Origin of the sequence: Providencia huaxiensis, from assembly GCF_002843235.3 — a bacterium.
GTDB classification, from domain to species: domain Bacteria; phylum Pseudomonadota; class Gammaproteobacteria; order Enterobacterales; family Enterobacteriaceae; genus Providencia; species Providencia huaxiensis.
Genome location: NZ_CP031123.2, coordinates 4,450,613 through 4,463,463 on the forward strand (window position 1 = coordinate 4,450,613; position 12,851 = coordinate 4,463,463).

Here is a 12,851-nt window from a genome sequence, read left to right on the forward strand (position 1 = left end):
TCGTGGTGCAAAAAAGCGAGGTCGTGGTAAACTTCACGGCTAATCCAGAGATTAAAATTCAATGCATCAGGAGTAATAAATGGCCAGCAGAGGCGTAAATAAAGTAATTCTTATCGGTAACCTAGGACAAGATCCAGAAATCCGTTATATGCCTAACGGCGGAGCTGTGGCAAACCTGACTCTGGCAACTTCTGAAAGTTGGCGTGACAAGCAAACCGGTGAGATGCGTGAAAAAACCGAATGGCACCGCGTGGTTATCTTCGGCAAACTTGCTGAGGTAGCCGGTGAATACCTGAAAAAAGGTTCACAAGTCTATATCGAAGGTTCTCTGCAAACACGTAAATGGCAAGACCAAAGTGGTCAAGACCGTTATTCGACAGAAGTTGTTGTGAATATCGGTGGATCAATGCAAATGTTAGGCGGCCGTGGCGGTGATGCACCATCACAAGGTCAAGGCGGCCAAGGCGGTTGGGGCCAACCTCAGCAGCCACAAGCAGCACAGCAATTTAGTGGCGGCGGAGCCCCTGCAGCACGCTCATCAGCGCCTGCTCCACAAACCAATGAACCACCAATGGACTTCGATGACGATATTCCGTTCTAATTTATTTACTAATTAGAATACATAAATAAAATAAAGGCTTCTTTGTGGAGCCTTTATTGTTTAATAAATAATAAAATTAAAATCATATATCCAGAAAATTATTTTTTATTAATATGGTAAACTAAATATAAAACTAAAACCTTAAGGCTTTATTAATTTTAAATTAAAAGTTTCTTAAATGAATAGAAAATAAAAAAGCCCCAGTAATTAACTTACATAGGGCTTTGTATTGGTAGTGTTATTAAAAAAGGAAATATAAATTTTATTTTCATATTAGCGTATCAAGCTACTTTAGGTTCCAGTAGTAATGGGTCATTTTGACTTTCACCGGACAGTCGGTAGATTGACGGTGATGTACCTAAATAAGCTCTAAATCGCTTTGCAAAAGATTGCTGGGAGTCAAATTGGTATTTTAATGCAATATCAATAACCTGAAGTTCAGTGGAGCATAGGTCTTTAGCGGCTTCACAGATCCTCCTTCGGCGAATATATTCACCTAAAGGCATACCAACGACTTTTCTAAATACTCTTTGTAAATGCCATTTTGTATATCCTGATTTTAGTGCGATATCATCAAGTAATAGACGACTGGTTAAGTTCATTTCAATCCAAACTAATATTTCATTAACAACTGTAGATTGAAATTCTGTGTATTTCCCATTGCAGGGAACAGGGATTTCTTTATACATAATATCTTCCTATTAGTTACTTTTTAATCTTATCCCTCATTCAGTCAATAGCCAATAAATAAATAGTAAACAAAGTTGAATACAGTTTGTTAATTGGCAAAATAGACAAAATACCGATTTTTAATTAGTTTATAGCCAGTGGAGTTTATCTTAAGGAGATATATTCATCATGATATCGATTAATAATAGATAAAACTATTAGGCTCTCTGAATATAAAACCACCGTACAGTGATGTAACTTTTCATTGGCGTTTGGGGATATATTTTTTTAGCTTCCAAAAACTAATTAAAATGGTGGTGGAAATGACTACAGATAGGGCATTCATCGTCTGCCAACCGAATATAAAGAAAAGAACTCCTGCCCCTAAGCTACCTATTCCTCCGAAGAAATAGATAAGAAAGTCGGTCATTCCTTGCACTTTAGCGCGTTCATGAGCTTCATAGGTATGTGGTAATAAGTTAGTGGTGCTAATTAAAATTAAATTCCAGGCGACACCGACAAAAATACCAGCCAACAAATAATTGTAAAAATGGTTACCTAGCAGGTTCATAGTAGCTGATAAAATTAACAATATGATACCGCAGAAAATAATGCGTTTTGCCCCTAAATGATGGATTAATGTTCCAGTGAAAAATGATGGTGCAAACATACCTAATACATGGAATTGAAATACAATCGCAATAGAGGAAAAGGCGAAATCATGTTGTTTCATGGATAACGGTATTGAGGCAAAGGTGAAAACCACAATGGCATATCCAACCGCGCTAACAATGGCGATTAATTTTAAAATAGGTTGTGAATACAATGCACTGTAGTTGCGTTTGACTAACGCTTCATCCGATGGTGTTTTCTCTATTTTCTTTAATGGCACAACTAATAATAGAATAAATGCGATCACATAGATGGCGGCTAACGTGATGAATGGCCCTGCAAACGGGTGCTCTGCAAAAAATCTTTGGGTAGTAATGGCTAATGTTGGGCCGATTAAGGCGGCGGCGATACCTCCGCTCATGACAAGGCCAATAGCTTTTGCTCGCAAAGAAATTGGTGCTTCTTCGATAGCAGCAAAACGGAATTGTTGTGCAGTACCAATAGCAATACCAGTGAAAAATAACCCGATGGAAAAATAAACTAAATGGCTTTCTATCACGCCCAGAATAGAAAAGCCTGCGCCGATTAACCCACCGATATTACCAATAATAAAGCCTACTCTTCTCGAGTACTTTTGCATTAAAAACGCGATCGGAATAGTTGCTAAGATTAAGCCAACGTATTGGCTTACCAGTGGAATTGTCGCATACGTTGGGTTGATAGCCAGTTTTTCGCCAATAACCACTGCTATAGAAAGGACAATAGCATTTCCTGTGATAAATAATGCAAGTGTGATGGTTAACCACCAAACGGATTTTGGCATATATCCCTCTGTTTATTAATTAAAAATCAATTAGTTAATGTTTCCATCAAGGGCAAACCCCCTTGAGTTGGAGTAAAGGATACAACTTAAAGTTAACTTTAAGTCAAGGTTTTTGCTGGGATTTTGAATGGTGATTAATTCTATATTTTTTTATTTTTCTAGATAATATCTCTACTGGAATGGGGTGTGATGAATGTCGCAATTACCATTCCTTTGGAATAAAACAAGAAAAAATGATTGTCATGCTACGAAATTTATGTTTTCTTAAGAAAAGAAACTGAAAAATAATAATCAATAAATTAGACAGACTAAACAGGAAGAACCCGTGAACATGACTATTCATCATTCCAACCTACTACTAACCGCGCCACGTGCCGCGGTGGTCGTGCGTGTGGTGGTGGTCGTGGGCTTAGCGCCGTAACGGGTACAAATCAACGTAGATTTAGAAACCCCGCCGGCGCAAACCGAGCGGGGTTTTTTATCACTTCTCGCTCGAGTCCGCAGGCTAGCAAAGGATAATTATGATGAGCGAATCGGGCACCACAACACCACATAAAACCCGCTTTACGGGTGCAGAATTAATCGTACATTTACTGGAAAAACACGGTATTACCATCGTTTCTGGCATTCCTGGGGGAGCGGCTTTGCCTTTTTATGATGCATTAGGGCAAAGCCAGAAAATCCGTCATATACTGGCTCGCCATGAGCAAGGAGCAGGTTTTATTGCTCAGGGAATTGCGCGTACCACAGGAAAAGCCGCAGTTTGTATCTCTTCAAGTGGGCCTGGGGCAACAAACTTAGTGACTGCTATTGCCGATGCAAAACTGGATTCTATCCCGCTGGTTTGTATTACGGCTCAAGTTTCTTCGTCAATGATTGGCACAGATGCTTTCCAAGAGGTTGATACCTATGGCATTTCGATTCCAGTGACGAAACATAATTATTTGGTTCGTAATATCAATGAATTGCCACAAGTGATTTGTGATGCTTTTCGTATTGCAGAGTCAGGCCGCCCTGGACCTGTTTGGATTGATATTCCAAAAGATGTTCAAACTGCCACAATTGAACTAACTGAAATACCAGAAGTATTACCGAAAGATAAAGCTCCTGCTTTTGACATGGAAAAAGTTCTGCAAGCGGCTGAAATGATTAATAACGCGAAACGTCCAGTATTGTATTTTGGTGGTGGGGTGATTAGCTCCGATTCTACAGAAACGGCAATCGCATTTGCGGAAAAAGCCTCATTACCAACAACCATGACCTTAATGGCACTTGGTACTATCCCGATGAGGCATCCGTTATATTTAGGTATGTTAGGTATGCACGCTGCGGCAAGTACTAACATGATAATGGAAGAATCGGATCTATTGATTGTTATTGGTGCACGCTTTGATGATAGGGCGATAGGCAAGGCAGAGAAATTTTGTCCTAACGCGAAAATCATCCATGTGGATATCGATAAAGCAGAAATCAGCAAAATTAAGCGCCCAGATATCGCTATTCATGCAGATGCGGGGCAAATATTGGAGCTGTTATTGCCTTTGGTTGAACGTAATGAGCGTGCTGATTGGATGGCGCAAGTAAATCAATTAAAAGAGAAATATCCACTGAATTTCAGTGATGCGGATAACCCGCTGAATCACTATGGCTTAGTTCTGTCTACAGCACGTGCGGCAGGTGAAGATGCAATTGTGACAACGGATGTTGGTCAGCATCAAATGTGGGCAGCTCAAGCTTATCCTCTGTCTCGTCCACGTCAATGGCTGACATCAGGCGGGTTAGGTACCATGGGGTTTGGTCTGCCTGCTGCGATAGGCGCGGCGTTAGCAAAACCTGAAAAAACGATAGTGTGCTTTTCTGGTGATGGCAGTCTGATGATGAATATTCAAGAACTGGCAACCGCAGCGGAACATCAGTTAAATATCAAAATCATTTTAATGAATAACCAAGCATTAGGAATGGTTCATCAACAACAAGATTTATTTTTTGAAAACCGCATATTTGCTGCAGCTTATCCGTACCAAACTGACTTTATCAAAATTGCGGCAGGGTTTGGTTTGCAAACTTGCGATTTAAATAATGAAGCAGACCCTGAAATGGCGTTAGAAGCGATAATGAATACCAAAGGTCCATGTTTGATCCATGCCTTGATTGATGTTAATCAGAAGGTATATCCAATGGTTCCACCGGGTGCAGCTAACATTGATATGATTGGAGCGTAATTATGGTATTTGAACATCATCCGATTGCTTTAGAGCTAATTGTTCGTAACCACCCAGGTGTAATGTCACATATTTGTGGTTTATTTGCCCGTAGAGCATTTAACGTTGATGGCATTCTCTGTATGCCGATTAAAGATAAAGATGAAAGCCGTATATGGCTATTAGTACAAAAAGATGAGCGCTTGTCGCAAATGATTAACCAAGTTGAAAAACTAGAAGATGTTCGAGAAGTACGCTTTAGTGATGATTTGCGCCTCTTCGAAACAATGGAAAGTTATTTGCAGTAATTCTGAGATTAAGTTTATGACCGAATAGCCCATTCAACTGTGTGGGCTATTTTTGTTTGATATTTAATCATAGTGATAAATAGGGTTTCCTAAAGCGAACGAAGGTGGTATAAATTCAGTTGCTGAACAATAATTTTTCGAATGTATTGTGGGTTTCTATTTGGTGAATTGAATAACAAACAGGTATGAATCTATGCAAAATAACATCTATTTATCGAACACTTATCAGTATGAAATCGAAACTTCCTTACTGGCGCAAGGGGAAGATGATGAGGGGCATTGGGTTGCTTTAAAAGATAATATTTTCCACCCACAAGGTGGTGGGCAACCCATGGACACAGCTTGGGTGAATGACATTGCTGTTCGTATTAGGAAACAGTTGGGTGGCTTGATTGTGGCATACTTACCAGAACATGTCATTTTGAGCCAAGATAGCAATGTGGTTGCAAGGGTCGATAAGGAAAAACGTCAGCGTTATGCGGCGCTACATACTGCTGGTCACTTGTTGAATTGGGAATTACGTCGCTTTGGTTGGCTTGCACAAAAAGGCCATCACTTTCCTGATGAATCACGGGTGGAATTTAGCATGATGGAAGGGGATGTCACGCCTTTTGAAGAGCTAGATAGCCAATACATTGAAGATATTGTTAACCAAAGCCTTCATAGTGGGCGAGCCGTTGCAATAAAGCAAAAGGGAGATTTGCGGATCAGCTATATCGACCAAACTGAAGAAATGCCTTGTGGTGGAACACATGTTTCTTCGCTAGATAACATTCAGCATTTTTCAATTAAGTCGATGAAATTTAAAAAGGGGACGTTGCGCATTAGTTATGATGCACAACATGCCGCAATTTAAACGCTATCACTAAGGTGAGAGTAAGTCATGACGACGGTTGCTTGCAGCTCTCCCTCCATACAGAGATAACTATGTGGGAAATCACCACTGAAAGCATAAAAATCTCCCGCTTCTAAGACGATATTTTGGTCGTCATGTAGCCGTAACATGAGTGAGCCAGAATTCACCATAATGTGTTCGTGGGTTCCACTCATATGGGCGGGGCTATTAATGATAGCGCCTCTCTTCATGGTTAATTGCCAAATTTCAGAGATATTTCCCATGCTAATGCGAAACTTAAACTGTTGTGAATACTCTTTTTCATTGGGAGTGGCTTTGAGAAAATAGGGATAGGCCTCATGTTGCCGTGTAAACAGATCGCTTAGTGGAAAGCGCAGGGCAATGGCAATCGACTCTAATGTATCAATGCGTGGGTTTGAATCGCCAGATTCCAACTTGGATAAAGCCGCTTTCGAGATCCCCGATAGACGAGATAGCTCGTTTAGTGAAAGATCTCTTGCTTGCCTAAGTAAACGAATTTTCTGCCCGATTTTTAAATTAATTTTTTTATCCACAATGTGTCTTTACCTGAATTTTAATTTATTGTGCTAGTTCTGTATCACTCAGTGAAGCAAATTATACACTCTTAGTTGTATATTGTATTTAAAGTGGCTATTTTGTTTTTTGATATAGATTTGAAATTTAAAACCCTACAAAAATAAAACTATTTTCTGTATTTGAAAGAACCTATAGTGAGGACGTTAAAAAACGTCTGGAGTTAAGGTCATGCCGTTTGAATTATTATCATTAGAAATGGCGATTTGTTTCTCAACGCTACTTTTTGCTTATTTGGTTTTTGGTATGGCGGGGTTTGGTTCGGCCCTCATTGCAACCCCTGTGTTAGCCATGTATTTGCCATTAAATATGATTGTTCCAATTCTTGCGCTAATTGATCTAACCGCCGCAGTTTTGAACTTATTTAAAGATGGCAAAAATGCGGATTATCAGGAAATTAAATGGATAATTCCATTAATGATAGTAGGGAGTTTAGTTGGCGCTGCGATTTTATTAAAAACACGCCCCGATATACTCGTATTATTACTTGGGTTATTTGTTGTTGGTTATGTATTACATGCATTCTTTTCTAAAAAATCAAAATTACCCTTTTCAAAGGCATTGGTTGTCCCATTTAGTTTAGTGGGCGGTGTTTTTAGTGCTTTATTTGGTAGTGGTGGTTTTATCTATGCCATGTATTTATCGAGCCGAATTGAAGATAAACAACGTTTTCGACTCACTCAAATGACGTTAATTGGGTTTAGCACGCTAACTCGAGTGGTGATATTTTTGGTGATGGGAGTGTATCTCAATCTGGATATTTTATTGATTGCCTTAGCGTTTTCTCCTGCTATGTTAATCGGTACGTGGGTTGGGCGGCATATAACATTAAAAATTTCACGTGAAAGTTTTTTAAAATTTATTAATGTCATTATTTTATTATCAGGTATTGCTCTGCTTTATCGATATTTCTTCGTCCTTTAAGTATTTAGAATATTAAAAATAGTTTTATAAAGATAAATAGCAGAATATATAGGTCGTGTTACAATCATTGCGAACATTATTGGTTTTACTAATAATGATGTGGTTTTTTATTTCTCATAACAATCTATTTTATGGAGTTAAAGTCTGTTATTTTGTTAAAAAGAAACAGATTAATTTCAACATGAGCTCTGATAATCAGCGTTTACAACATTTTCGTCGTTCCCCATCCTTTGCTATTTTTACCATCACAATGAGTATTGCTGTCATTGGTATCGTTATTGGGCTAAGTATTCCAATGGTAGCGCTTAGGCTAAATAATTATGGTATCAATGAGTTGTATATTGGCATTATTTCAGCGGCACCTGCATTAGGCATGTTTTTAATTGCACCTGTCGTTCAACGTATTGTGCGTTGGTCAGGTAAGCGAAAAGCAATGCTATTGGCAACGATTGTTTCTGCCATTAGCTTATTACCATTATTGAGCACATTACCTCTTTGGTTATTATTTCCGTTACGGTTAGTAACAGGCTTGGCGAGCGGTGTGCTGATTTGCTTGGGTGAAACGTGGATTAACGAATTATCGCCTGAAAATAAACGGGGCCGTATTTTGGCAATTTACACCACTGTATTCACAGTAAGCCAGCTACTCGGGCCTTCCTTTATTGCTTATTATGGTGTGGAAGATAAATCCCCTTTATTGATTTGTACGTTGATCCATTTAATCTCTGTGGTGCTATTTATTTTAATGGACCAAAAAGTCGGTGACCGTTTAGCCGAAAATGCCGAAAAATCTAATTTTTCAATTGTTCAATTTGTGAAAATTGCACCGGGTATTTGTGGCGGAATTTTATTTTTTGCCTTTTTTGATGGAACCATTTTATCGATATTCCCAATCTATGGCATGGGAATGGGTCATACAGAAGCGGTTGCCGCATTAATGATCAGCGCTATTCTTGCTGGGGATGCCATTATGCAACTTCCTTTCGGCTGGCTAGCAGACCATATGAATAGAGAAAAATTGTACCGAATCTGTGGCATTATCACACTTGCAGCCAGTCTATTATTGCCTTTCCTTATAACTCAACCTTATCTGATTTGGGTATTACTGTTTGTCTTAGGGGCGACAGCAGGGGCAATTTATACTATTGCGTTGGTGCAAATCGGCCAATATTTCAAAGGGAACGAGTTGATCATTGCTAATGCTGCGGCTGCCATGCTGTGGGGAATTGGTAATTTATCAGGGCCACTACTTGCGGGAATTGCGACTTCAATCTCACCTGTAGGCTTACCGGTGTTATTGGTTCTGTCTGTGACTGTATTTTTATGGTTCACACGAGAAAAATACAGTGCCCAAAAAGTTGAGCAAGTTACCCAATAAGCTCATTTGCGGTGCTCTACTCAGCCAGCGAGCACCGCAAATAAATTACTCAATAACTTTATACACAACGAGGTTTTCTCTGAATTCATCCGGCCGATGATTGTGCCAGAATAATTCCATGCCTTGCGGTGCAGGTTTAATCGTTTTTGAGAGTACAATTAGCCAGCGGCATTGTTCCGGTTTTTCAAACCGATCTTGGCGTTGGTGTAATACCCCCGCGTAGTAGTAGAGCATCGGTGCTTCAGATTCACCAATATTATCAGATGCCATACAATCATTTTCTGTAAATTGGCCAGTTAAATGCTGGTCTAAATCGACAAAAACCCCTTCGAAACCTTTTGCATAGTCTATCCACCCCAAAAATAAGGTTAAAATTACCCCCCAAACAGCACATAAGCCTAATAACCAGTTTTTCATCATATGAAAAGCAGGTGGCATAAAGTTTGGAATAATTTTATTGCGTAAAAACCATACCAATGTAATCAACAGAGCACAGATGAATACAACGGGAGAAAATGCCATTTGGTAGCTCATAGGGAGCCAGCGGCCAAATGGAGCTAGCCATTCTTGTTGATAGCCAGCCAAAGAGATGAAGTAGCAGGCCCATAAAAAAAGAATAAGTACAGACCACAAAACAGCTGCAAAGCGGGCAATATTATTGAGGAGCTTTTCTGGGAAACAAAATAGTGTCTGGCTTCCTAATATGGCCATGGGGGCAATAAAAGGCAGTAAATATAACGCCCGACCAGAAGCTGAAATCTGTAAAAAAACGATACCTAGTAAAGGAAATAGCGCCAATAGAAACTCGTTAGAATTAAATAAACGCTTAACCGGATGCCTTAGAAAATAAGCAACAGCCAGTAAACCAGAAGGAAAGGCAAATAAGGAAACTGCCGCAGGGATCCGGGTTAAATTAGCTTTTGCCCCTAATTTTTCAACCGAAAAACCAAAGAAGCGGCCGATATTATTTTCCCAAAACCACACGATAAACAAATCAGGGTGTTGAAGGTACAGTTGGATAGGCCAAGGTAAAATCGCGATAAAGGCAATTAACCCTGCAGTTAAGCTGTATAACCAAAATTGCTTAGTTCGGCATTGAGCGAGAAAAATTGGCGATAAAAATAGGCAGATCCAGAGAACACCAGGGATAAAAACACCTTTTGACAACATGGTGACGATGGTTCCAAGGGATAACCAAAGTGCAGACATGTGCATTTTTTGTTGTTGTATCAGCCCTAATAACCCATACAAGCCAATAGTCGTCCCTGCCATCAGCGCAACATCGGTAAACATATCATGGCTATGCCTGATAACACCGGGGGCACAAGCATACAGTGCAAAAGCGACCCAAATACGGGTATCGGTGAAGTCTTTGGCATGGAAAAAACGGCGCGCCAAAAGAATAAAAAATGAAAAATTGATCACCGAAAAAAATAAGCTTGCACTACGGGCGGCATCATAAAGTGGGATAAAACTTGAAAACAAATGAGAGGTAATTGCTGCAACCCAATAATAAAGCGGAGGTTTTTCCATAAACGGCTCGCCCGCATTTGTGGGGACTAACCATTTACCTGTTTCATACATAGTTTGAATAATACCAAAACTATAATTTTCATCTTGCTTCCAAGGGCTATGACTATATATTCCTGGTAATAAATACATAGCAAGAAAACTAATGAAAAGTAATAAAATACTCCGCTGTAATATGATTAATGGTGCATTTTTATTTGGCATTTTAATGTGTTTTTACTGGATTAAATTGAAACTATAACTGCAGTTGATAATAATTGAGATTATATACTTAAATATATATTTACTCAGTGAGTGATGGTTATTTTTTTATAAAAAACAATAGGGAACGTATTTTTAGGTACGTTTTTAAATAACGCATATTACCACCAATAAATAAATTTTCAGCTATTCGTTTTGTAAGAAAATAATCTAGGATTGTATCAAAAAAATAACCGTACTTTTTAAACAGACACTATATGAAAGGTATTTAGCTATTTTTACGTAAGGTAAATGTAACTAAAAAGAATTGTTATTTGAAAATAATGTTCATTACATAAGAACCTGGGTATTTAGATGTTAAAAAACAGTTAGTGGGTAAGAAATGCTAAAAATACTTGATCATTCCCCCTGTTTAGAATGATAATTGCTCCCCTCACAATATGTTTTATTCTAGTTTTAAAGCCAAACGATTGCGCAGCTGTTTTTATTGGGTTTTTTTCCCAGTTAGTTTGTTTTTTCTGAAAAACGTAATCGTTTACGTCGATATATAGATTAGTTGTTAGCAGTACTTGAGTGCTTTCGTTTTCCATTAACAGCAGAGGTATACCATGTCAGGCCAACAGGCTTCATCCAGTTGCAAATTGGATTCATTTTTCAAGATAACAGCGCGCGGCTCTTCAGTTCGCCGTGAAATCATTGCAGGGTTAACCACATTCTTAGCGATGGTTTATTCTGTCATCGTTGTACCTGGCATGTTAGGGCAAGCAGGGTTCCCTCCAACTGCGGTATTTATTGCAACCTGCTTAGTGGCTGGCTTTGGCTCTTTATTAATGGGGTTATGGGCCAATTTACCGATGGCGATTGGTTGTGCGATTTCACTCACTGCATTTACTGCATTCAGTCTGGTGTTAGGGCAGCAAATTAGTATTCCTGTGGCACTAGGCGCTGTATTTTTAATGGGGTGTTTGTTCACCATCATTTCTGTTACAGGTATTCGTAGTTGGATTTTACGCAATATGCCAATGGGTATTGCACATGGTACAGGTATTGGTATCGGTTTATTTTTACTGTTAATCGCTGCTAATGGGGTGGGTTTAGTGATCAAAAACCCAAATGCAGGCCTGCCTGTTGCTCTGGGTGAATTTACGTCTTTCCCTGTCTTGATGTCACTCATTGGGTTAGCGGTCATTTTTGGTTTAGAAAAACGTCGCGTTCCGGGTGGTGTGCTCCTTGTTATTATTGCGATTTCAATTATTGGTTTAATTTTTGATCCTGCTGTGAAATATCAGGGCTTCTTCAAGTTGCCTTCATTGGGTGATGACGGGCTCTCATTGGTTTTTAATATGGATATCATGGGTGCATTACAGCCAATGGTATTGCCAAGCTTGCTTGCATTAGTGATGACGGCAGTTTTTGATGCGACAGGTACTATCCGCGCAGTGGCGGGACAAGCGAATTTATTGGATAAAGACGGCCAAATTATTGATGGTGGTAAAGCATTAACAGCAGACTCCGTGAGCAGTATTTTTGCGGGGGCGATTGGTGCATCACCTGCGGCGGTATATATTGAATCTGCGGCAGGTACCGCTGCGGGTGGCCGTACCGGTTTAACCGCAGTGGTGGTTGGCGTACTATTCTTATTGATTCTCTTTTTATCGCCACTCTCTTATTTGGTGCCTGCCTATGCAACGGCTCCTGCATTGATGTATGTTGGGCTTTTAATGCTCAGTAATGTTTCTAAGCTTGATTTTGATGATTTTGTGGATTCAATGTCTGGCTTATTATGTGCGGTGTTCATTGTTCTGACTTGTAATATTGTCACAGGTATCATGTTGGGCTTTGCCGCTTTGGTTATCGGCCGTATTTGTGCAGGTGAATGGCGCAAATTGAATATTGGTACTGTCATTATTGCGGTACTTTTAGTGGCATTTTACGCTTCAGGATTAGCAATCTAAAGTGAATTGCTTCAAGAAGGTGGCCAATGTTGCCACCTTTTTAACTTATTGTATTAATTAATCGTAAAGTCTTAATTTTTTCCCCGAAAATGGATGGCTAGGGATAAAATAGAGAGAAGGCAGTTAATCAAGTGGCTGTGTATGACTTCCACTGGTGGCTGGCTTGGTCTCAATTATCATGGTCTGGACGGTGCTATCT

General features: G+C 39.4%; 12 protein-coding genes. 8 read left to right on the forward strand and 4 right to left on the reverse strand.

Annotated elements, in window-relative coordinates; translation table 11 throughout:
• The first annotated feature begins 79 nt into the window (after window positions 1-79).
• Window positions 80-601 carry a single-stranded DNA-binding protein gene (locus CYG50_RS22160; protein ID WP_102139105.1) on the forward strand — a complete coding sequence of 174 codons (522 nt, stop codon included), beginning with the start codon at window positions 80-82 and terminating at the stop codon, window positions 599-601.
• A 281-nt stretch (window positions 602-882) separates the two neighbouring features.
• Here CYG50_RS22160 and CYG50_RS22165 read toward each other — a convergent pair whose 3' ends face one another.
• Window positions 883-1,290 carry a helix-turn-helix domain-containing protein gene (locus CYG50_RS22165; protein ID WP_102139104.1) on the reverse strand — a complete coding sequence of 136 codons (408 nt, stop codon included), beginning with the start codon at window positions 1,288-1,290 and terminating at the stop codon, window positions 883-885.
• 242 nt (window positions 1,291-1,532) lie between these two features.
• A complete protein-coding gene (locus CYG50_RS22170) occupies window positions 1,533-2,705 on the reverse strand; it encodes an MFS transporter (RefSeq protein ID WP_102139103.1) in 1,173 nt (390 codons plus the stop codon).
• Between the two features lie 331 nt (window positions 2,706-3,036).
• Between CYG50_RS22170 and ivbL the strand changes: the two genes are divergently transcribed.
• The 4 genes from ivbL (at window position 3,037) to CYG50_RS22190 (ending at window position 6,070) form a co-directional block, all read left to right on the forward strand.
• Window positions 3,037-3,126, forward strand: coding sequence for an ilvB operon leader peptide IvbL (ivbL, locus tag CYG50_RS22175; protein WP_241098802.1), 90 nt, complete (start codon window positions 3,037-3,039; stop codon window positions 3,124-3,126).
• Between the two features lie 103 nt (window positions 3,127-3,229).
• Window positions 3,230-4,927: an acetolactate synthase large subunit gene (ilvB, locus tag CYG50_RS22180; RefSeq protein ID WP_102139101.1), complete on the forward strand. Its 1,698-nt coding sequence runs from the start codon at window positions 3,230-3,232 to the stop codon at window positions 4,925-4,927.
• A gap of 2 nt (window positions 4,928-4,929) precedes the next feature.
• Complete coding sequence (gene ilvN, locus CYG50_RS22185; protein WP_102139100.1) at window positions 4,930-5,214, forward strand: acetolactate synthase small subunit; 285 nt, start codon at window positions 4,930-4,932, stop codon at window positions 5,212-5,214.
• A gap of 193 nt (window positions 5,215-5,407) precedes the next feature.
• A complete protein-coding gene (locus CYG50_RS22190) occupies window positions 5,408-6,070 on the forward strand; it encodes an alanyl-tRNA editing protein (protein ID WP_102139099.1) in 663 nt (220 codons plus the stop codon).
• Here the strand turns inward: CYG50_RS22190 and CYG50_RS22195 are convergent.
• Window positions 6,067-6,624, reverse strand: a complete 558-nt coding sequence (locus CYG50_RS22195; protein ID WP_102139098.1) for a helix-turn-helix domain-containing protein — start codon at window positions 6,622-6,624, stop codon at window positions 6,067-6,069. The genes CYG50_RS22190 and CYG50_RS22195 overlap by 4 nt on opposite strands.
• 211 nt (window positions 6,625-6,835) lie before the next feature.
• Here CYG50_RS22195 and CYG50_RS22200 point away from each other — a divergent pair, with 211 nt between their 5' ends.
• Together CYG50_RS22200 and CYG50_RS22205 are read left to right on the forward strand one after the other, a co-directional pair.
• On the forward strand, window positions 6,836-7,588 hold the full coding sequence (locus CYG50_RS22200; RefSeq protein WP_102139097.1) for a sulfite exporter TauE/SafE family protein: 753 nt from the start codon (window positions 6,836-6,838) through the stop codon (window positions 7,586-7,588).
• Window positions 7,589-7,682: 94 nt separating this feature from the next.
• Complete coding sequence (locus CYG50_RS22205) at window positions 7,683-8,966, forward strand: MFS transporter (protein WP_333968679.1); 1,284 nt, start codon at window positions 7,683-7,685, stop codon at window positions 8,964-8,966.
• A 45-nt stretch (window positions 8,967-9,011) separates the two neighbouring features.
• Here the strand turns inward: CYG50_RS22205 and CYG50_RS22210 are convergent, their stop codons facing one another.
• The gene (locus CYG50_RS22210; RefSeq protein ID WP_102139096.1) at window positions 9,012-10,700 is read right to left on the reverse strand and encodes an ArnT family glycosyltransferase; all 1,689 of its coding nucleotides are present in this window, start codon (window positions 10,698-10,700) and stop codon (window positions 9,012-9,014) included.
• Window positions 10,701-11,305: 605 nt separating this feature from the next.
• Here CYG50_RS22210 and CYG50_RS22215 point away from each other — a divergent pair.
• Complete coding sequence (locus tag CYG50_RS22215) at window positions 11,306-12,652, forward strand: NCS2 family permease (RefSeq protein WP_102139094.1); 1,347 nt, start codon at window positions 11,306-11,308, stop codon at window positions 12,650-12,652.
• Window positions 12,653-12,851: the final 199 nt, after the last annotated feature.